This window comes from Sphingopyxis sp. DBS4 (assembly GCF_024628865.1).
Classification (GTDB): domain Bacteria; phylum Pseudomonadota; class Alphaproteobacteria; order Sphingomonadales; family Sphingomonadaceae; genus Sphingopyxis.
The window spans coordinates 1,216,961-1,238,508 of the sequence record NZ_CP102384.1 but is presented as its reverse complement, the minus strand read 5'-3'; the positions used below and the strand labels follow the sequence as shown (position 1 = coordinate 1,238,508).

General features: G+C 58.7%; 13 protein-coding genes. 3 read left to right on the top strand and 10 right to left on the bottom strand.

The window, feature by feature from the left end; genetic code table 11:
- Nucleotide 1: 1 nt before the first annotated feature.
- A complete protein-coding gene (locus NP825_RS05720; RefSeq protein ID WP_306998602.1) occupies nucleotides 2-814 on the bottom strand; it encodes a type IV secretory system conjugative DNA transfer family protein in 813 nt (270 codons plus the stop codon).
- Between the two features lie 206 nt (nucleotides 815-1,020).
- Between NP825_RS05720 and NP825_RS05715 the strand changes: the two genes are divergently transcribed.
- Nucleotides 1,021-2,544, top strand: a complete 1,524-nt coding sequence (locus NP825_RS05715) for a hypothetical protein (RefSeq protein WP_257549255.1) — start codon at nucleotides 1,021-1,023, stop codon at nucleotides 2,542-2,544.
- Between the two features lie 31 nt (nucleotides 2,545-2,575).
- Here NP825_RS05715 and NP825_RS05710 read toward each other — a convergent pair.
- Nucleotides 2,576-3,747 (bottom strand): IS3 family transposase gene (locus tag NP825_RS05710; protein ID WP_095387322.1). Its coding sequence is split into 2 segments (ribosomal slippage): nucleotides 2,576-3,483 and nucleotides 3,483-3,747, totalling 1,173 coding nucleotides; the frame shifts between segments, so codons are not numbered across the junction.
- A gap of 640 nt (nucleotides 3,748-4,387) precedes the next feature.
- Here NP825_RS05710 and NP825_RS05705 point away from each other — a divergent pair.
- Nucleotides 4,388-4,732: a DUF423 domain-containing protein gene (locus NP825_RS05705; RefSeq protein ID WP_257549253.1), complete on the top strand. Its 345-nt coding sequence runs from the start codon at nucleotides 4,388-4,390 to the stop codon at nucleotides 4,730-4,732.
- A 160-nt stretch (nucleotides 4,733-4,892) separates the two neighbouring features.
- Complete coding sequence (locus NP825_RS05700) at nucleotides 4,893-5,849, top strand: LysR family transcriptional regulator (protein ID WP_257549247.1); 957 nt, start codon at nucleotides 4,893-4,895, stop codon at nucleotides 5,847-5,849.
- On the opposite strand, the gene NP825_RS05695 is transcribed toward NP825_RS05700, so the two are convergent.
- The 8 genes from NP825_RS05695 to NP825_RS05660 form a co-directional block, all read right to left on the bottom strand.
- Entirely contained in the window at nucleotides 5,734-6,213 is a 480-nt protein-coding gene (locus NP825_RS05695) for an Arm DNA-binding domain-containing protein (RefSeq protein WP_257549246.1), read from the bottom strand. The genes NP825_RS05700 and NP825_RS05695 overlap by 116 nt on opposite strands.
- A 503-nt stretch (nucleotides 6,214-6,716) precedes the next feature.
- Nucleotides 6,717-8,012 carry an McrC family protein gene (locus NP825_RS05690; RefSeq protein ID WP_257549245.1) on the bottom strand — a complete coding sequence of 432 codons (1,296 nt, stop codon included), beginning with the start codon at nucleotides 8,010-8,012 and terminating at the stop codon, nucleotides 6,717-6,719.
- The gene (locus NP825_RS05685; RefSeq protein ID WP_257549244.1) at nucleotides 8,009-10,873 is read right to left on the bottom strand and encodes an AAA family ATPase; all 2,865 of its coding nucleotides are present in this window, start codon (nucleotides 10,871-10,873) and stop codon (nucleotides 8,009-8,011) included. Before NP825_RS05685 ends, NP825_RS05690 begins: the two co-directional genes overlap by 4 nt.
- 145 nt (nucleotides 10,874-11,018) lie before the next feature.
- Nucleotides 11,019-13,562, bottom strand: a complete 2,544-nt coding sequence (locus NP825_RS05680) for a GIY-YIG nuclease family protein (protein WP_257549242.1) — start codon at nucleotides 13,560-13,562, stop codon at nucleotides 11,019-11,021.
- Nucleotides 13,555-15,150 (bottom strand): Eco57I restriction-modification methylase domain-containing protein, encoded by a 1,596-nt coding sequence (locus NP825_RS05675; protein WP_257549240.1) that lies wholly within the window; start codon nucleotides 15,148-15,150, stop codon nucleotides 13,555-13,557. The genes NP825_RS05680 and NP825_RS05675 overlap by 8 nt, the downstream gene beginning before the upstream one ends.
- The gene (locus NP825_RS05670; protein ID WP_257549238.1) at nucleotides 15,147-15,800 is read right to left on the bottom strand and encodes an SAM-dependent methyltransferase; all 654 of its coding nucleotides are present in this window, start codon (nucleotides 15,798-15,800) and stop codon (nucleotides 15,147-15,149) included. Before NP825_RS05670 ends, NP825_RS05675 begins: the two co-directional genes overlap by 4 nt.
- A 535-nt stretch (nucleotides 15,801-16,335) precedes the next feature.
- Nucleotides 16,336-18,831, bottom strand: coding sequence for an ATP-binding protein (locus NP825_RS05665; RefSeq protein ID WP_257549236.1), 2,496 nt, complete (start codon nucleotides 18,829-18,831; stop codon nucleotides 16,336-16,338).
- A gap of 329 nt (nucleotides 18,832-19,160) precedes the next feature.
- Nucleotides 19,161-21,548, bottom strand: a complete 2,388-nt coding sequence (locus NP825_RS05660) for a TonB-dependent receptor (RefSeq protein ID WP_257549234.1) — start codon at nucleotides 21,546-21,548, stop codon at nucleotides 19,161-19,163.

Sequence of the window (21,548 nt, the reverse complement as noted above, 5' to 3'; positions counted from 1 at the left end):
CTCAGAGCCCCGGCAGCAGGTCTTGCGACTGCGCCTGGTTGATCGCATGACCGCGCACGATCGTGGCGCGAACGCGGTCCATGACGCGCTTGTCGGCGGCAGCATCGGGATCGTCGCGTTCGAGATCGGGCAGCTCGAGTTGCTGGGCCCGCGCGGACACGGGGGCCGGTTCCTCGATCGCGGGATGACGCTGCTGCTCGAGCCCGCCGTCATCGTCGGCGCCCGCGCGACCGTCGCCCGCCAGACGATCATCGGCTTCGCGGACAAGCCCGCTCCAGTCGTCGGCACGCGGCGCGGGCCGGTCGGCGTAGTCACCGGTGCCCAAGGCGGGCGGCGGCACGACGCGCCCGCGAAAATTGCGGTCCTCATAATAGCGCAGCTTCCTGGCGCGGATCGGCGCCATGCCCGATACGAGGACGAGTTCATCGGCGGGCGGCAGCTGCATCACCTCGCCCTGCGTCAGCAGCGGGCGCGCGGTTTCCTGGCGGCTGACCATGACATGCGCGAGCCAGGGCGCGAGGCGGTGGCCGGCATAGTTGCGCATCGAGCGCTGCTCGGTCGCGACGCCGAGCGCACCCGCGAGAGCGCCGGCCTTGTCGAACACATGCGGCGCATAGGCATCGAACGAATACCACCACCAGAAGATGGCCCAGGGGCGGTAGACTGGAACGCCGCCGACCTCGAACCAGGCTACCCCGAGTTCGGTCTGATAGCCGAGCATCGCCGCACACCATTGCGTGGCGATCCACACTCCCGCGAGCACGATCGCGAGTACGACGAGAATCTGGCCGATCAGTAGCTTGGTCGGGGTCATGAAGCGGCTCCGCCCCGGGGCGGCAGTCGCCCCGGTTCACGCCCCGAAGAATTGACGAACTGGCAAACTGAGAAAATTACGCCCTTCACGCGCCACCAGGCGACACGGCGCGCCATACTTGCCGCTCAGCTAGATGGCGGGGTAGACCAGACGGATAGACTATGCCGGTGAATGGGCAGGCGCAGGCCTATGACCACGGAGATCGAATGGCGGGCAATCACACTTACGGTCAGGACAGCAAAAAGCGCGCGAGGCACATCGCCCTTAAGCGAGCGGTAAAATTGGTCACGACCAAGCGCAACACCGCTGCCATCGTTGCGAGCGATCATGTGCGTCGCGTCTGGCGCGCCAAGCTCAACTCCGACAATCGGTACGATACCGAAGCCATGTCGGCCCTTCGCCCGAACGACATCGCCAGCTGGGAGCGGTACCGACGAAATGTGGTAGGCAAGCGTCGACCGGAGGAGATTACCGTCGCTTACCTCGCGGGGCCGGAGCCCGGCAACGATCTCCAGGAACTGCTGGAACTTGGTGTGCGTCCCGAGAATATCTGGGCGTTCGAGAGCAAGGGGTCCGACGCGAAAGCAGGTCACGAGCAGCTCGCGGGCCTCGCGACACGCGGCGTGAAGTTCCTACATATCGACATCGAGGACTTTTTTGCCGGCTCGCCGCGGCGATTCGACATTATCTACATTGACGCCTGCGCGTCACTTCCAGCCGAAGCGCGGCTTTTGGTAACTCTTTTTCGGCATGCCGCATTGGCACCACTCGGCGTCCTCATCACTAATTTCTCGAAGCCCGACGAAACCAATGTGGTGCAGCTAGAGAAGCACGTCCACGCCATTGCGGCATATCTTTATGGAAAAGACTTCCTCGACATCAAGAAGGGCGGGTGGACGGACGGTGCAGCCGCCCACGGCTACGTCATGTCGCAGAGCGAGATTTTGCCGCTCGAAGATGGCGAGGACGCACCCGAGTGGAACGACCGGCTGTTTCAAGATGTCGTGCGCGAGGAGTTCGCGCACTATTATGGTTCCTTCGTCACGCGACACATCATGGACATCGCCGCCCTGATCGCCCCGATGGCGCGTCTGGCAAACACGAAATTCTGGAAGCAACTCTCGTCACAGCCGATAGAGGTCGCGGCGAAACGCGGGCGTGAGATGTTGGTGTGGCCCGATGTCGACGATGAAGACGGGGCGGACTTCGATTTCGAGGCAGAGCCAATCGCCCTGAAGGGAGGCGAGGCTATCAGTGAGTCCGGGACGCATTCGCTCCTTAAGTCGTTCGAATTGTGCGGCGCTTACGGCTCGCTACCAGATCAGGACGGTCTTGTTCAAAATCTTGCGGGATTCATTCACTCCTGGATGCAAGCCCTGCGCGGAAAGGACCAAGGCAAAATGACTGGAGCGGACCTTGCCGCCGCCTATTATGGGCTGCGCGGCGACACCGAGTTGCAGTCAGATGGGTTGCGCCGGGTGACAGAGTATACCTACAGGAAGATGTCCTTTCTCTGCGACGTACCCAATGCAGATATGGGCTTCTATCCGGCCATTGCGCAGCTTGCCCATCCGAGCCACTGCAACGTCAGAGAGGCAAGACGCTACCGCTACACCGCCAAGACGAACGAGATGTTTCTCGACGTCCTCCCGTTCGACGAGTGTCGCTATGTCTACGACTGGCTCTCCGTCTTCTCGCTGGTACCGGGCGATTGGGCATACGAGTCTTGACCGGCCCCCACCGAGTGGTCCGCTGGGATTGTTAGTGCATTGACGCGTCCATCGCCAGTGTTGGCCGCAGGTGGAGCGAAGCGGAACCGGCGGGCGACACTGGCGATGGAACGGCCTCCGGCGCCGGTGGTCGATATCCCAGCGAGCTGTGCGGCCGGACGGTGTTGTAATGCCGCCGCCAAGCCTCGATCAGGATCCGGGCCTCCGCGAGCGAGTAGAAGATCTCGCCGTTGAGCAGCTCATCGCGCAGGGATCCGTTGAAGCTTTCACAATAGCCATTCTCCCATGGCGATCCGGGCGTGATATACAGCGTCTTCACGCCGATCTGGGCGAGCCATTGCTGCACCGCCGTCGCGATAAACTCCGGGCCGTTGTCCGACCGGATATGCGCCGGCGGCCCACGCGTGACGAACAGCTCGGCCAGTGCCGCGAGCACGTCGTCGCTCTTGAGCTTACGCGCCACCGGCAACGCCAGGCACTCCCGGCTCGCCTCGTCGATGATCGACAGGATCCGGTATTTGCGACCATCGTGCGTCCGGCCCTCGACGAAGTCGTAGGACCAGACATGGCCGGGATATTCTGGCCGCAGCCGGATGCACGATCCGTCGTTCAGCCACAGACGCCCGCGCTTCGGCTGCCTTTGTGGCACCTTCAGCCCTTCGCGGCGCCAGATACGCTCAACCCGCTTGCGGTTCACATGCCACCCCGCATCGCGTAGCAACGCCGTCACCCGGCGATAGCCATAACGACCATATTGCCGGGCCAGTGCGATGATATCCTCAGTGAGGGCCGCTTCGTCATCCGCCCCGCGTGGCGCCTTGCGCTGCGTCGATCGGTGCTGCCCGAGCACGCGGCACAGCCGCCGCTCGGACACCGGCATCATCATTCTGATGTGGTCGATACAGCGCCTGCGGCGTGCGGGGCTCAGAAGTTTCCCCGGGCAGCCTCCTGCAGGATCAGCTTGTCCAGCGTCAGGTCCGAGATCGCACGACGAAGCCGCGCATTCTCCTTCTCCAGATCCTTCATCCGACGCGCCTGATCGGTCTTCAGGCCGCCATATTCCTTGCGCCACCGATAATAGGTCTGCTCGCTGATCGCGATCCGACGACACGCCTCGGCGGTCGTAGCGCCCTGCGCAAGCACAACCTCCGCCTCACGTAGCTTGCCGATAATCTCTTCCGGGCGATGCTTCTTGCTCGGCATTCTATATCTCCTTCGTCGTCCAAAATATCATCAATTTTGGACCACTCAGAAGGGGGCAGATCACTGACGCTGTCGGCATCGCCCGCTTTCACCGGCGGCGCGCGAGCGCAAGCGCAACTGAATGAAACCCTCCTGTCGAACGCGGCCAGATTACTCCTTCGGCCGCAAATCGTAATCGGACTTGTGATGGAGAAGGTTAAAGATGGCGTCCTGGTCGACGAGCAGTCTCTGGCGTTTTTGCAAAGCGGCCTCGCAGACCTCGTGCGAGAAATCGAGGCCAGCACCTCGACCGCGTAACCTGTCTGCCAAGCCCGCCCGCTGCCCCGATTCAGCCGCCAGGAAGTGAGCTGATATTAGTTGACCGCAGACCGGATTTAATGATCGCCTGATTACAAAGGGATTTTCTCTGCCGTCTGCTTACCGTTGGGATGCGTATCATTCATCGGTTTCCCTTGACCTGCTCTGCCTATTACGCCTCCGCGAAGCCCGCCGGGCGGGTTTCTTTGCGCCGCTTTTCGTCAGTCACCGAAGCCGCTCGCAGGCCCAGCGCATATTTCGCGCATTCGCGGGGGCGCGCCGCGCGATGAGACGCGCAGTCTGCCCCGACCGCCGTCCGATCGGCTGGTCAAGAGCAGGTTGGATGCGAGCGGGCACGCTATTGGTTTTATGTGCGGTCCTCATTCTCTTGGCAGCGCAAAAGGCGGCACTCGACGTGCGGCAGGCAGCTCAGATACAGTTCATGCACGGAATGGGGATCTTCGCATGCGCGACATTTATGAACATAGGGGCTGAGAAGGCGAAATATGTGCCTGCCTGCTTTATCGCGGGGATCGTACTTTATTGCGGACCGGTGTATTTGGCTGCCGCATCAGATTTCTCGCCTCCCCCCGCCGTTGGCGTTGCAGGTATGCTGTTCCTCGGCATCGGCTGGTCCATTCTGGCCATCGCCTCCGGCACGATCGATCAGATAGACAGGAAGAATTGAAGACATCGGGCCTGGTTCGAACGGCGGGACGCGGGACGCGGGACGCTCGATGCGAGGACGAACGCAAGATCGCGATAAAGGGGTAATGTTCCGAATCTGTGTAAAAGGGACACGACAATCAGACTCCGTCGGAGGAGCGGTCAGCCTGGAGAGGATGTCAATGAAGCTTAGTCATTTCGACCTCAATCTGCTTCGATCGCTGGACGTATTGCTCGCCGAACGCAATGTGACGCGCGCCGCGGCCAAACTCTATGTCACGCAGCAGGCTGCCAGCGGCGCGTTGCAGCGGCTGCGTCAGCATTTCGACGATGAATTGCTCACCCGCGTCGGAAGGCGCCTCGAATTGACGCCGCTCGCCAGATCGCTGGTCGTCCCGGTCCGCGAGGCCCTTCTAGCCGTCCAGTCTGCCTTGGACACTTTCCCGACCTTCGACCCCAAGGACACCATGGCGACCTGCCGTATCGCGATGTCGGATTACGCGCTGCTGGTGCTGTTGCCGCGCTTTCTGCAACTGCTCGGCGAGCGGGCGCCGCAGGTCAAGTGTATCGTGGAACCCCTGACCAAAGACAGTTTCGATCGGTTGGAAATGGGCGATCTCGACTTCTGCGTCGCGGCACATGATGTACGGCTGTACGGGGCGCATCGGCCCAGCAGCAAGATTCGGTCAAAGGAAATGTTTCACGACGATTTCGTGTGTGTCGTCGATCCGAAACGGGTTGATGTTTCGCGCGGTATGTCGCTCTCGACTTACCGTTCCCTCCGGCACAATTCCGCCGCTTTCGGCACGGGCGTCAATTCCATTGTCCAGCGCGCCTGGGCCAACTCCAATTTCGATTTTGAAATCGCGGTGATGGCGCCGAGCTTCTCGGCTCTGCTATTCATGCTGCCTGGAACATCCTTGGTCGCGACCGCGCAAAGGCGCCTCGCTAACACCATCGCCCCGCGCCTCGCACTTGCGATCGTAGATTGCCCGCTCAAATTGCCCGACCTTCAGGAAAGCCTCATGTGGCATGATCGAAGCGAGAATGACCCGGTCCACATATTCCTGAGGGAAACGCTCCAGGACGCCGCGTCGGAATTGGATAGGCCTTGTCGAGCAGCCAGCGAATCTTGCTGAGCGTGATCTCCGCCATGCCTTCACGCTCGTTCTTGGCGATCCATTCCAGCGCGACCGATTTGAAACTGTTATCCTCTTCGACGCGCGCCTTCGCGAGGTCGATCTTTCGCTGATGCGACGGGTCGATCCCGAGCGCCAGCAGGCGCCGTGCCTCATCACGCTTCGCTCTTGCATCCGCGAGGCCGAGGGCCGGCCACTGTCCCAGCGACTGGGTCTTCTGCTTTCCGAGCCAGCTGTAGTTCAGGCGCCAGAGCTTCGACCCGTTCGGTTTGACGAAGAGGTGTAAGCCACCGCCGTCGAACATCTTGTAGGGACGCTCGCGAGGTTTCGCGTTCGCAATAGTGGTGGCAAAGAGCTTGCTCATAGGGGTATCGCCTTCACGAAGAGGCGAAATCGATACCTATCGGGGTGCCCTATTTGTTCCCGATTGGTGCCGTATCCGCCCGGATTTGACCGGACGGCTATAGCACAAAAAATGGCTGAAATCTCCCGTTTTTCGGACGTTCTCGGACGCCCCCGGAAGAACAAATGGTGCCCAGAAGAGGAAACTAAGAATACTCCTATGATTTTGATAAGAAAAATCAAACTATCATGAAAATACAAGATGACCCCAATGAAGACACCCCAGATTCAGAGATGAAGTGATAAGATTACCGATCAACAACGCAGCATCTCACTTAATCTTATACATTCCGTATTCGTCCCATACAATGCTTTTCTTTCAAAACTCATATGGTGTCCATCTGGTATCTTTTCTGACAAGGCTCTCGGAATCGACGAAGCGCGAGCACCGATCGCCGACGCGCTCGCCGCCTTGAGCGATGTCAGCGATACCGAGCTCGCGGGCTACCTAGCCTATGGCAGTGATCACAATGGGAAGGATGACAGCGCCCGCAACTGTTCGATCACGCGCCGGTGATCGGCGATATCCACACTCGCCATGTGAAGCCGGTGAACGGTTGTGCCCACCCGGTAGCGGCCAAGCACTCCCGGGGCGCTTCGAAGCGCCGCATGATGTGGGTAGAGCAACGTCAGCAGGCCGCATTCATAGAGCTGCCCATAGGCCATCATCTGATAGACATCCGACTGGGATACGCCCTGTTTGGGATCGTCGATGCGCGCCGCGATGCGTTTCCATTTCGTGTCTATGATCTGAACGACCTCGTTACCCCGCCGGACCAAGATATCGGGCTTTGTCTGGAAGGTGCGACGGCCATCGCCGGCCTCTTCAAGACAAAAGAGGCGTCCGCCTTGAAGATGCACGGTCAGCCCGGAACCCGAAAGCGCCCGGCGTAGCATCCGGCCAACATACTCCTCGAAGAGTGTATTCATCTCGAACAGTAGGGAGAAGCCAGCCTGCTCGCCCACCGATGTTGTCTGAAATCGCTCGCCAAGAAGAAGCCGCGCGAGAGCCAGCAAATCCTTCCAGCGGGCATTAGTACGGTCGAGCTGCACCTCGTCCCAGCGCAGTGCCTGCGGAGACATGGGCGTGATGTCGGCATAACTGAAGGCAAGTTCGGCCAATCGTCTCTGATTGTCCGGGCTTTGCGATATCCGGTGCAGGCGATCGATTGCTGCCCGCATGATCTGGTTGATCGCGATATCGGGGGAAAGCTCGTCGAAGCGGCACGCGAGCCGAGCGGGATTGGCTGCGAGCCTGGAAAACTGACGGGTCATATCGAGCCGTCCGCGAAGCGTGGCGAGGTCTTCCTCGCGCTCCACATACCGGCGCGGCATACCCTGACGCAGCGCGTCGATCAGCTTGAGACTGAAGAGCCGGATCAGAATTTCGAGAAGATTGTCTTTTTGCCAGCCAAGCTCGGTGACAGAGCCACCGTCGATATCAAGATCCATGGCGACAGCGAGCAAATGAATGAGCTTCTTTCGGATCAGCCCTTGCACCGCCTGCTCATCGCCAACTGCAGGAACATCGATCTTCGGAAGTATTTCCAAGGTGCAGTTGTCTGCAACAACGATTCCGACCATTTGCTTGGCGCCAAGTGCGTTCCGGCCGTGAGTGAGAATCCGCCTACCGTTTTCGCCACCCAGCGGAGACTTACGCGCTACGGCAGCGAGACGATCCGCCGCCCACACGGGGATTTGCGTCTCCTTGTCATCGCCGTAAGCGATCGATTTCCATTCAAAGAGTGTGCGCCGGATCACGCGAGACCGGAATAGGCTTCAGTCGCAAAATCTTTGCGGACCGACCAGCGCCATCGTGATGGCATATCGGCGTCCATGTCGAGACCTGCGGGAGGTTTGAGCTCGTCACGCTTGAGGAATCGCTCTCCATTCGGGTCGCCAAGGATCGCGGCAACCTTTGCCCAGTCCTCGTAAAAATATTCGGCCAGGAGCGGGATCACGCGTCCGCGCATACAGTCGTCGACATCTTCGCGCGACCGGCAACCGATGAAGTAGGCGTGGCCGATCTGGTGCTCGCGATCGAACAGATATTCGATGCGCTCGTTGAGCACGCGAAGCAGTTGCGGCAGATCGACGCCGCTGTCGGCGGCCGCCTCGGCGAGTACCTCCGGCTTCGGCAGCATCTCGACAAATTCGAACCGCCGCCGAAGGGCCGTATCGAGCAAGGCGATCGAGCGGTCGGCCGTGTTCATGGTGCCGACAATGTGCAGGTTGGAGGGAACACCGAACTCGTCCTCCGAATATGGAAGACGCACCTTCAGCTCGTTGGCTTGACCGAGCCTCTTGTCCGGCTCGAGGAGGGTGATGAGTTCTCCGAACACCTTCGAGATATTTGCGCGATTGATCTCGTCGATGACAAGCACAAACTGGTCGGGTGCGCCTGAAGTCGGCGACGAGCCCGACTGCTGGCTGTTCAGATAGCGTTCGAGCGCCGGGATATCGAGTTCCGCTCTGGTGAGAAGGTAGATGGTACGCATGCTGAATTTGCGCTGGTATATCTCGCTGACTGGCACGCCTTCGCGATCGACCCACAGCCATTTGACCTTGCGGCGGTGAGCATAGCCGCCTTCGGGACGCGGGCGATATTCATAACCGCCCTCGACAACACCGATCGCGCGGAAAAGACTATTGCCTTTCGAAACGACGACAAGATCTCCTTCCCTTACCCAGTTGCGGAAGATGAAAGGCATCTGGACGCGCCCGGAGAATGAATTGGGATCGTCCGCGCCATCGCCATGTTCGCGCTGCGCAGCGATGATCGCCTCGCGCGAGGCATATTGGTCATCGCTCCAATCGATGTCGCCAAAGCCAAGTAGCGTATGACCCTCGGCAATTGCTTCTTCGAAGAGATAGGCGTCTTCGGGATTGGCCGCCTCGCCGATGGACGTCTTGAAGACCTGCCGCTCGCCGACGCGAATTGCGCCGGGTCCTTCGGAATGACCGAGGCTGGTTTCAGCGCGACGCGCAATGCGGCGGAATATTCCCGGAAAGGTCTCGAGACGAAAGCCCCCGCCTCCCTCTTCGCCATCCGCCCCCGTCACGGGTTGCTTTCCCTCGACAAAATCCTCGTAGCTCATCGACTGATGGAAGGTGACGAACTCGATACGCTTCGCGTCGCTTAACCGGCGATAGCTTGCCATGAGCTCGCTCCGATCGGCCGGCACCGGTTCGCCGCAGAGCCGGACGGCCTCGGCAGCGGTCTCATAGGTCTTGCCGGTTCCCGGCGGCCCGTAAAGAATGAGGTTGGTCGGCCGGCTCAAGCGACTGGCTTCGTCCATATTATCTTCGACCAAAGCCGGATCCTTCCCCATTATTTCAAACCCCAATCGCTCCAGGATCGTGTTGGCCGCCTGTTCACCGTAACCGCCGTAAAATTCGCGGGCGCTTTTCGATTTTCCTTCGGGCATGAATCCGTAGGATGCCCCCACCGTCGCTTTTGCGGGAAGCAGCATCCCACCGGGAAGGCGGCGCGTCCAATAGTCGCGCGGCTTGCCGAAGCCATATTTGGCAAGGAACGCGTCAACGCCGATCGTCTCGCACTCCGTCATAGCCTCCTCGACCGCCTCGCGGGTTAACACGTCTTTCCGCATATCTTCACCCTCCGACATGGCGACCCAAATGAAGCTCTGGACGTCCATCAACGATTCCGGGGCCCACCCCCACTCTTCGAGAGTCTCACGCATCCGACTTACGAGCGCTTGAAACTCTTCAAAATCTGCGAGCTCGAACTGCGATGCAGCGAAGAGACGACGACCGAGCAACTGCTTGCCTAGCCGCCCGAAGGTGCGTGCTTTGAACCAGCAAGCGTCGTTGACGTTGCGAGTGCCGAACACCGATATCGCGATGTTCAGAATTTCGCCCCGTTTCAGGGTATCGACCCCTGCGTCACGCAGCGCCTCAAGCTCGCGCGCACATATTTCGAGCTCCGCAAGATCATCGCCTTCGATCTCAGAGAGCCGGGCGATCGTCTCGTAGAAGCGGCGCTGCATACCCGCATTAGCCTGCGCCACCGCGCCTTGCGTCCGCCAACCGAGCGGCAGACCCTGACGCGTACTCAGTAGTAGCGACTTATAGACATTACGGCCCCGCTCTTCAGCGGGCTCGCCGGATGCGGCAGAAGCCATGAGAAAGTTACCGCGGGCTTCACGCTTGTAAGCAGTCTCCTGGTCGTAGAACTCCCCTTCCTCATCGGAGAAGCGCTCGAAGTCGGGCATCTTCTCGAGAAAGTCGAAGCGAAGCTTTTCCATTCCCTGCGCAAAGAGGTCGGGCACCTCCTCGCCGTCGCGCCAGACGAGCGCACGGCCATAGTCACCAAGCCAGTTGCTCCACTTCGCTAGGCGGTTCCTCGGATTTTCCGATTCCGGCATCAGGGTGCGATATTCGCTGCCCCCCGTCAGCGCGTCTGCCCGGATCGAGCGGATGCGGGCACGTAGCCTTTCGAAGCAATCGTCGGCAAACGCCGCATCAAGATCGGCATAGGGAAAACCAAGGTCGCGAAGATTATCCTCGATCTTCCCAACAGCGTAAATGCGCGCAGCCTGCGCGGATTTGGACGTTGCGCCCTTCCAATTGAGATAGTTTCGGAACGCCTGCTCATCCATTCTTTATCTTCATCCCGTGCTATGCAGGCGCGGTCACATCGCCCTCGCCCCATGAGCAGACATTGGCGCTCGGCTGCTCAGGGGCGCTCAAAAAAACCCCGCCGCCGACAAAGTGCTCGCGGCGTCGCGCGACATCCGAGCCTGCTTAATCCTTCGCCACTACCGTGTCATAGAGGCCGTAATGAGTCAGCCCTTCGTGGCTTTCGATGCCGGTATATCGTAGCGAGGCGTCCTCGTAGCGACGGAAGGCGAAGACGGCCTCATTCATTCTCTCCGTGTTAAACACTTTCAGACGCACCAAGAGATGGAAGTCCGCCACCGTCAACCCGGTGACCGTTAAAAACAGGTCTGGCTCCAGCTTGGTAATAACATCTTGGAGCGTGTTTTCACGAAAATCAGTCAGATACATGAAGGCCGGAATACGGGTAGCAAACTTGATCAGCTTTTCCTGAACGAGCTTCCGCTTCGATTTATATTCCTTTTCCTCTTCGGTCAGCTCTTGCCTTTCCTTCCTGGAAAGCTCGCTATCCTTCGCCTTGTTCTTGAGTTCTTTGACCTTCTCGCTCTTGTTGATAATGGTTTCGATCACATTGTCGCCTAGGGCGCGCCAGCCCTCTATGCGTCCGACGGCGGCCATCGCCTCGGGATTATCGAGGACGCGGCGCAACGTGTCGTTGTCCACGTTGACAAGCATTGCCGATTCCCATTTGCGGGCCAAAAGCGTTGCCGATGTACCTGCCATCGCGATGTCGAGAATGCCGCCCGCGTCGATTTGCGTCATATTCGCGCCGTCGTAGGCCAGGACCGGCAGGAATGAGACAAGTTCGCGCACGGCGTTTTCCGGATTCGCTTCGCCGGGCGACAGACCGATGCCGTATGCCGACAATTGCCGCAGCGCGCGCGTAGGTGCGAAGTCGAATACGAAACAGACGGGCTTGAAGATCTCTTCCTCGTTGGGGTTATCGCCGTTGGGGTTCTTGAGTGACCACGGTGACTGCACGCGGAAGGCCGCCTGAAAATAGGTTTCAGGAGACTTGAGATTGCGCAGCATCAGGATCGACGCCCATTGCTCCACCGTGACGCCGGTTGTGAGCTTGCCGCATGAGAGCGTGATCGTCTTGGTTTCGAAACCGCTACCGATTGCCTCGCGAACGGGCGGCAAGGCGTCGAGGCCGATTCCCGCTGCAGGTCCGGCCGACACGACAACGTTATAATCATGCCAGAAAATGTTATGTTTTTCTTCCAGAAGGTTCGCCATCGCGTAACAGGAGGCGACGTTGGGCAAGAACCAGAAGCTGTGCTGCAGATGCGGCAGCAGCCTCGTGTCTGAATATGGCCATGGTGGAACGATACCAGCCTTGAGACTATCCAAGGATCGAGGTGCGTCCGGGGCGTTGCGAATGACGTTCAGCCATTTCTGCACCTCATCCTTGTGCTTGAACTGTGCCAGTATGCCCGTTCCGCTCGCAGCGAAAAATTCATTCAGATCGAACTCGTCGAACTCCCCGCCACTAGCGATGTGCGTTATCTCCGGCGGCATCTGGTATGTCAGCAACCGCATTTGCGGCAGCGCTCCATAGGGGTTTCGCTTGCCGGGGTTCGTCGCCGCGAACTCGGCCTTGGCCCGCTGTTCGTCCGTGTAAGTCCAATTGAATATCTGTTCTTCAATGAATTCACCGGTAGCCAGCGCCTTGAACGGGGTGCCGGATAGATAGAGGTACGCTCGTGTGGTGATCGGCAGAAACTCCGCCTCGCTCTCCGACAGGACACCCAAATCCTCGTTCACGTTCTCAAGATCAGCGGCATATTCGATGCCGGCTTCCTTTTTGGCAACGGCCGCATCTTCGCCTTCGAAAAGCTCCTTGGCTGTCTCGCGCCATGCGCCGAAATGATATTCATCGAATACGACCAAATCCCAATTTGTCGTGTGAACCCATTCGTGTCGGGCTTTGATGTTACCAGCCTTGTCGCGGCCTAACAGATCCTGGAACGACCCGAAAAAGACCACGGGTTTGTCGGGATCCACCTGGCTTGGATCTCGCCCGGACTTTCGCGACAGATATTGCCAGCCATCAAAATCGACGTGAGATTCGAGGTCCGTCTGCCAGGCGTCTTCGACCGCTGGCTTGAAGGTCAGGACAAGAACGCGCTTGGCGCTCAGCTTCTTCGCAAGCTGGTAGCTGGTGAAGGTTTTGCCGAAGCGCATTTTCGCGTTCCAAAGGAAGCGAGGCACGGCGGTGGCATCTTCCTGCCAGCGCGATTGATAATAGGCGTAGGTCTGCTCCAACGCCCGCGTTTGTTCATCGCGCGGCGGAAAATCTTCGTGGTGGTTACCGCTAAACTGCAGGCCGCTGCGAAGCTCAGCCAAGACGGTCTTCACGTCGGCAACCGTGCATCGCATCCATTCGAGCTGGGGATTGGCAAAACCCTTGCGCCGCAGCGCATCGCGCACGGTGTGATCCGTGAATATTCCGCCGTCATCCCGCTCGGCACTTTCGTCCAGCTCGATGGTGTAGTTGGCGATGGCGGCGGTCTTTAGCTGCTCGGCTACCCGCTGTTTCACATTGCGGCTAGTCTGGCCGACTTTCAGTAGGCCGTCATGGGCCGCGTCAGCGATGGCGTAGGCATAGATGCGCGGACGCGCTTCGGGTTTCGGTGTGAGGATTTCCTCAATTGTGGGCTTATTCACGACCGCCCCCCATTGGGCGGATCATCTGCTCTATGAAGGCCGTCTCATCATCGGTGAGACCATATTTCTGGTATAGGGCTGAATCGCTCCATTTTTGATCCCACGGCTGGATAGGGACCCAGCGGTACATACCTCGAAAAACATGCTGTGCTGGTTTGCGAAGCGAAACAAGGAACCTTGCCAGCCTCGTTTGCAGATAAGACTCGATACTTTCTGCCTCATCTTTTGAATTTAGAGGGCCCGCAACAAGATAAGTTTGGGTGCATACAGACCCCGGCTCGCCGATGATCGGCGGTCCAAGAACAATGTCCACGCCGCTTCTTTCGCGCTCACGGCCCGAACCCGCAACAGGAAGAAATAATTTCCAAACGTCTATCAACTGGATATTTTTGGTTATCTCTTTGCGCTCGATTGCACCGCGGACTCGTTTCGTCGCTTTATTGGCATAAAGCAGCACCTGAGCATCGTTCGGAATCGAATCGCGAATATAGTTCGTAAAATTCGTAGCTAAACCGAAAGGCGTGTCTCCGCTGACGAGCTCCTCAAAAGACCGCTCGCCTGCCGCCAGCACTTTGTGCAGAATACCGACGGCGCGATTGTCACGAACGAATACATCAAACTCGTCCAAGATACGCGGATGCGGCCCAATGGTCACGCCGTTCCGATGGTAAGTGCTATCGCATGGCCCCGGATTGTCCCGGTTCCATAAGAAATAGCAAATGCCGCCACCGATCCCTACGGTTGGAAAGGCGTCCTTTGCGTTCTCATAGTCAACAAGAGTTCGAATACGTCGGTCGGCAAGAAATTCGGCGCGAAAATCGCCAAGGCCACGCCCGCCAGCCATCCACCGAGAAGGGATAACCATGCACAGGAACTTCGGCTCTAACTTCACGGCTTGCTGAACGAACATCTGATAGATGGGGGAATCATTGGTTCCGCCGCCACCGCCTGTCATCTGATATGGCGGATTCCCGATAATAACGTCGAACTGCATTTCGCCTCCGAAAAGCTCGCCGAGGCGGCCTTTGATGTCGTCCGTATGAATGAATGCATAGGCGTGAGTCTCCAACCCCTCGCCGCGATCAAGCGTTTCCTTGCTGGCTCCGCAAAACGCGCAACGCCCCTTGTCCCAAGCGTGCTCAGTGCGCTGAAACCAAATATTACCTTCATCATGAGCGAAGCTCTTGGCAATCGAATGTTCGCCCCTAGCGTGCTTTGAACAATAAAGGCTCCGCCGCGTGAGTAAGCTGGTTAGCGTCGTGATACCGATGCCGAACACCTGCCGGGTCAGGATATGATCGACCCGCGTCTGCAGGTCGGGAATTTCCTCCGCCAGCCCCGCGATCAGTCGCGTGGTGATTTCACGAAGGAACACGCCAGATTTGGAGAATGGGTCGAGGAACGTGACCTTGCTGTCCGCCCATATATTTGCACCGCCATTACTGGCCGACCATGCCTCCGTCAGCGTATCGAGCATCCGGTTGGCGAACTCCGGCGGCGTAAACACCTCGTCGTTGGAGAGGTTAGCAATGCAGGTCAGAACATCGGGGTTACGCCCCCGCAAGGTAAACCCTGCTTGCCCGTTCATACAGCCCCCCTCGTTTCGCCACCTGCAAAGCCCGCCAAGTCATTTACCGTCACTGGCGGATATGACGAAGTGGGCGTAAAAATCTCGTGCTTGCCGAGACCGGCGAACAGCGAGCCTTCCGCACTAAAACTTGCCATACCGGTTAGGACATCGAGCCTGAAATCGCGGCGCTGGAATTTTCCTCTGCCCAAATAGCCCCATTCGACCACGCGGATCGGCGCGGAATCAATCGCGCGCATCGTCATAGCATCGCCGTGGACGAGGTTGAGCGACAGAACCTGAAAGGCCGCACGGTATAGATCCTCCTCCGTACTCAGCGCCAGATAGTCCGCGAAAACCTCCAGCATATTGGCGCGACATTCGGCGATGTTGTCGGCCAGCAATTCGATGCCATAGCAACACATCAAGCCCAACAGCGCGTGATGCCGTTTCTCGAAATCTGACTTGCCGAATTTCAGCTCCACGGCGGCAAGCTTACGTTGCAGGATCGGCACGAGGAAATTCCCGCTGCCACAGGCAGGCTCCAAAAAACGGGCGTCGATCCGTTCCGTCTCGCCCTTCACGAGATCGAGCATCTTCTCCACGAGCCAAGGCGGTGTGAACACCTCTCCGTGATCAGCCACACGCTTCCTGGATTTAATTAGGCTCATGAAGAAAAAAACGCCGTGATCATTGCGTAAATGCTACCCCCTGGGTCAGGTCGATAGCCTGTTCAACCAATGCTCTCAACCGATTGGTCATTCCTTCCCGCTTCCTCAACCGCAGTCAGCGCACGCGGCGCGCCGGGAAGCACAGCGTCCATATCGGCGGTGACGCTTACCGAACTGTTTCCACCGATTTACATTGCGAAGACGAGGTTGAGCGAATCGGACGTCGTCCGATTGGCGACTGACATCGCGGCTGTGCCACTTGGCCCTTTCGCTGTGTCAAATTATGTACTCGGCGCCGCCTAAACGCCGCCTACGCGGCGCGGGTGAAGTGGTCTAAGTCTATTGCGTTTGGCCATTTTCCGGTTGGTCGGCTTTTGGAGTCATAATACGGTTAGCTGCCATTGGCGAAGAAACGCCGCGAAACCCTGACGTGTATGCGCCACCTTTTCGCAGCTAACAGGCCTAGAATACGCGGGCTTCTAATCCACGCGCAGTCTCTTGGGTTCATGTGCGAAGGGCGCGTCTGATTATGACGCTAAGTATCAAGATACTTCGCCAAGCGTTCGCTTGCTCCCGCCATTCGTCCGGAAAGGTCTGAGCGGTGAGATCCTTGCTCGTGAATATGCTGCCGCATCTCGTTCAAGCGCTCCAATCGACGCTCAAGTATTCTCTCGGGTTCGCCCGAAGATTGAGCGCTTCCGAAAGCCTCATTGGCCCATGACATCAGCGCGTTGAGGCCGAGTAGCACTAGGCGTGTTTCCGTCACGTGACACGCGAACGCGTCTGAGACCGCGTTGAACACGTTCAATCGATCTCTTGGACGCGTGCTCTGCGTATCGGTAACGCCCACAAAATTATGCGCACAAATCCGGCAGAGTTCGCGAAGATCGGCAAGCCGCTCGCCGGCGCGGCCCTGTCCGATTGTTCGGCTTGCGGATTCCATTGCTTGTTTGAATCGCTCGATGGCTTTGACGGGGTCATTTCGTCCCAAAGCCTGTCGACCCAGTTCAGCGTAGGCGCGAGCGCGAAGGAACGCGACATGACTACGGATGTCGTCAGGTGCTGCCTTCCCCACGACATCCAAAATGCCGAGCCAATCGCTTAGATGCGCCTTCGTTTCCAGCCAAGTGGGGAGCAATTCGACCCTACTGGATTTGAAGCGACTGGCCTCAGCAAATGCCTTGTCGGCTTCGTCGTATCGCGGTGGAGTGAGCTTGAGCTGGCACTGCCCCAAGATGCAATGAAGGTCGCCGCTTTTCTTATTATCCTTGACCGCGTTGCGGGCCGAAAACTCGGCGGCTTCGTAGTCGTCCTCCTTCCAGAGTGCGACGACTGTTCTTATCGCAAACGACACGCGGTCATCGACGCGCGGGGACTTTGAGCGCAAACGCGCACACTCTTGGGCGAGGCGCTTGGGATTTTGGACGCGCGCCTCAAGAATATCTCGCATGAGCAAGATGGGTTCCGGCACCTCCAGTTTGGCGCCCGTCCGCGGATCGCCGCCGCTAGCGTAGAGGTGGAATTCGCGCAAACGAGCAAGATCGTTGTTCAACACCTGTTCGTCGGCTTCCAGCACCTGCTTTAATTCAAGATGGGTGGTTACACCCAGAGAGCATAAGGCAAAAAGTGTGCGCGTTTGCGAGTCCGTGAGTTCGCGCAATTCACGTTCGAATGCGAACCGGCGCACCTCCTCCCCGTCCTTTCCCTTCCAGTTCCGCACAGCATCGTTGATGTTCTGACCCAGCGAGGCTAGGCGAATGATTGAAGAACAGAAAATGGGTGAGCCTTTTGAGGCGCTATGCAACTGCTTGATCAACCCATCGTTGATCTGGATCGATCGCTCGGTCGCCACCATCTTGGCATATTCGGTAAACTCGCGAAGGTCGAAGCCACGCACCGGAATACGCTGTGTGTCGGCCCCCAATTCAAGTCGCGACGTGAACAGAAACCGGCATCCGGTGTCGTGTAATCGCCCTGCCAGCTGCAGGATGATGGAAAATAGGTTATTTTGTTCCTCGGCCGGCAGGGTATCGATGTCGTCCACGACCACGAGACTAGGGAACAAGCGTAGACCATCGTAAACGAGATCCAGTAGCTCACCCTGGTCTCCTTCAGCCGCCTCGATTTCATGGTCCATCGCCCCGCATTCGCATGCGAGGGCCTCAAGAAAGTCGACCGGCGTGGAAAAGTCCGTCCGCGTCATTTCCTCGTAGCGGCCCAATATCGCGGAAAACGCTCGTTGTTTTGCCGAAAGCCAGATCAGCTTCGTGGCCCAGCTCGGCGCGTCCTCGAGAAACTGCTGACAAAATTCATACGCGATCGCAGTTTTTCCGGTGCCCCCGAGGGCGGTCAGCGTCTTCACGGCGGTATGCTTATCTATGAGCCAATCCCACAGCCGAAAAAGGTAGTCACCGCGTCCCACAAAACGGATGAGGTTCGGGTCTCGCGGCGGTAGATTGTGCTCGATCCTCCGCGGAGTGCCGCCAAGAGCCCGCCCCGAGCATAGGAGCTGAAGCAACGATGCATCGTCCGAAACGGGCATGCATGAGTCGCCTATTCGAGCAAAAATGGCATTCTTTTGATAGCTGGCCTTGTTTTTGACCTCTGGCGCGCCGCGCGCCATCCGAACAACAGCGCACGACGCGTCTCGCATCGGCACAACGAGAAGACCCACCTCTCGCGGGCCCATCGAAGTCATCACCGTGTGACTTGCAAACCGGCAATCGATCCGCTGCTTTGTATAGGTCTTGAGCTGCTCGTTGAGCTTCTCGACCGTGAACCCGCCAGCATTCAAGTTGTAACAACCGACAATGGGTTGCGCCGCATATTGATCGACACCGGCAATAATGTATCCGCCGTAGCTATTGTGAAAGGCTGTCACATCTTTGACGAGTTCAGCTATTTCGAGTGCCGCAGCTTGCAGCTCGGGGGCACTTCCACGTCCCGAGAGATTGGGAAGATGCCGTTTGTAATCCCACAGCGAGGTCTCATAGCTGTGTGGAAGACCATTAGGGAGAAGATAGTCGAGCACCTTCGCGTCTAGGCAGAGGTCGAGGACGTGGCCGTGTAATTCCTTCTCGGCACTAAGTCCTGTAAGCGCGAAATTATTGGCGTTCGTACTGATTTTTGCCTCCCCGTGTATATTATAGAATGAGGCTAACGTTGCGCGGTCGCTGCGACAATACCTCGCTTTCCTCCTCTTTCGCCCTGTAAGAGCGCTGTTGAGATGACAAGCCGGAATCAACTCCAGTTTGAAACCTTCTCACCGGTGCGAGGTGGCCGGTTGCGGTCAGGCAGCTTTCGAATGAGGAACTGACAAAGCTGTCGTGACACTTATCGATTTCAAGCGGATGTGGCCCCTCAGAATCCTGCCCGAATACCCAATCGTACCGTCAGTGGTCGCAGCGGCGTGATCTGCTTGCCGTCGGCGACGGTGAATGGGTTGCCATAGGAGAAGGTATTACCGCTGGCATCGAGCAGGTTCGTGGCATCCAGCGAGATGGCCCAGCCTTGCGATGCGACAAGCGACGCCGACAGGTCGACCTGGGTCGTTTCGCCATGTTCGAGGATGAGTGGCGCCGTCGTCCCCAGGCTCGACGCGCCGATCAGGCGGACGGTACCGTCGAGCTTGAAGGTAAGGCTGGAGGACAAGGGCCTCTCCCAAGCCGCGCTGAAACGCGCACCGGTCCGCGCAATATTAGGCAGCGGCCGTTCGTCGGCCTCTTCGAGCCCTTCGGCAGGGTTGGTCAGCGCGCTGCGATTGACGAACATCGCGCCATCGAAGAACAGGCGATCGGTCGCATGCCAGCGGCCGTTGATTTCAGCACCGTAGACCGTGCCGCGTCCGATATTTTCGGTAAAGGGCAGCCCGTCGACCCCGATCAGATCGGCCTGGATACTTGTCCAGATCGAATAGGAGGTCGTGATGCCGCCTGAGAAGCGGGACGTGGCAGTATCGGCTTCGCTCCCGAACCTGATTCCGAGCTCCGCGGTGTGGATCGAATCCGAATCGAAGCGCTGCGCGGTGTTGACCCGCCCCCCGGTGATCGCGATGCCGCCGCTCCGAAAGCCGCTTTGGTAGCGGAGAAAAGTTAGAAGTTCGGGGTTCGGTTTCCACGACAGCGCAGCGGTCGGGAGGACACGAACCTGCCGACGCTTCGGTTCGAAATCCTGATCCGAGCCACCCATCAACTCGCCGATCGTCTCAGCAAAGACGACACGTCCGCCGAGTGTCCCGGACAGGCGCGGAGCGATCTGCTGCGTCGCTTCGCCGAAGACGGCGACCTCGGTCTTCTGGTTGCGCAGCCGCGCGAGCGTGACGGGCGCGTCGAGCGGACCGAGACGACGGTCGATGCGGTCGATGTTGTGGACGAGACCGAGCCCCACGACCCAGCTGTTGCCGAACGGCCCGCGGTGCGAAAGTCGCGTCTCGTGGGTCAGCAGGCGAATTTCCTCATGCCCTTCGAAAATCTGCACCTCGGGATTGCCGCCAAATCCGGTCGCATCGAAGGTTTCCGACAAGCCATGGTCAACGATACCCGTCGATGAGATGAGCTTGAGATCGCTCCAGTCTTTGGCAATCTCGAACCCCGCCGCCTTGAAATCATTGTCATACGGCTGCGGGATATTTGCAGCATGGGTCCGACGCGGCTGATCGGACTCGGCATATTGGCCGTCGCGGGTGTCGATATTCTGGAGCAACGCGTTGACATCGATCGTCCAATTATCTCCCGGTTCAATTCGCAAGTTTGCGCGTGCGCCATCGATGCGGGTCCGGTTGGTATTCTCGGTCCCCAACGTGCTATTGTCGATATAGCCGCCTTCGACCTGTTTGTAGCCGACGACGCGAAGCGCCACCCGGTCGGTCAGGATCGGGAGATTGACCATTCCCTCGATATCATATCCCGGCTCGGCTCCTCGCGTGAACGATCGACCTGCGGTTGCCGAAGCGTGAAAGCCACCCGCGTCCGCCATTTTCGGAACGATCCGAATGATCCCGCCAAGCGCTCCGGCGCCATAGAGCGTGCCTTGGGGGCCCTCGATCACTTCGATGCGGTCGATATCATAGAGGCGCAGGTCAGGCTCGGGCGCATTATAGGTGAGCCGAAGGTCACCGAGATAGATACCAACGGTCGACTGGGTCGGTCCGGAAAAGCTGCTGTCGGCGATTCCGCGCACAAACAATTTGTTGCGGCCCGGCCCCAGATTGGTCGAGGTCAAGGTCGGGATGCGCGCGACAAAGGCAGCAGTGCCCTGACTCTCTCCAATACCGACGCTGCCTACCGACTCGATATGCGCGGTGCCCGGATAGCTGTCGAGCGGCTGGCCTTGCTTGGTCGCAGTAACGATGATTTCAACGGGCGGCGTCATCGTTGCCTCGATACGCGGCGCGGGGGGTGCAAGCTTCGGAGGCGCCACGGGCTTCGGCCTCGCCTGCGCCTGCGGCGCCGGAATGATACGAACGGTCTCGGCATCGACGATCCGGTAGGTAAAACCGGTACCTCGCAGCATCATGGTGAGCGCCTGTGCGATCGTCATCCGGCCGCGAACCGGCTTGCTGCGCACACCTGCCAGACGCTGATCGATGCCGCCGATAGAAATTTGCGTCTCGTTTCCGAGCGTGATCAAGGCATTGTCGAGACGCTGGGCCGGAATATTAAAGTTGCGGCTTTCCGCCGCCGCCGCCGCCGCCGGGCTCGCAGTAACGATGGCGATTGCCGCGGCAGAAAGAAAATGATTCCAGGTCAC

Bases quoted from the DNA above. Each gene is read 5' to 3' on its own strand.
- NP825_RS05720 (WP_306998602.1), bottom strand. From the start codon at position 814: ATGACCCCGACCAAGCTACTGATCGGCCAGATTCTCGTCGTACTCGCG.
- NP825_RS05715 (WP_257549255.1), top strand. From the start codon at position 1,021: ATGGCGGGCAATCACACTTACGGTCAGGACAGCAAAAAGCGCGCGAGG.
- NP825_RS05705 (WP_257549253.1), top strand. From the start codon at position 4,388: ATGCGAGCGGGCACGCTATTGGTTTTATGTGCGGTCCTCATTCTCTTG.
- NP825_RS05700 (WP_257549247.1), top strand. From the start codon at position 4,893: ATGAAGCTTAGTCATTTCGACCTCAATCTGCTTCGATCGCTGGACGTA.
- NP825_RS05695 (WP_257549246.1), bottom strand. From the start codon at position 6,213: ATGAGCAAGCTCTTTGCCACCACTATTGCGAACGCGAAACCTCGCGAG.
- NP825_RS05685 (WP_257549244.1), bottom strand. From the start codon at position 10,873: ATGGATGAGCAGGCGTTCCGAAACTATCTCAATTGGAAGGGCGCAACG.
- NP825_RS05675 (WP_257549240.1), bottom strand. From the start codon at position 15,150: ATGAACGGGCAAGCAGGGTTTACCTTGCGGGGGCGTAACCCCGATGTT.
- NP825_RS05670 (WP_257549238.1), bottom strand. From the start codon at position 15,800: ATGAGCCTAATTAAATCCAGGAAGCGTGTGGCTGATCACGGAGAGGTG.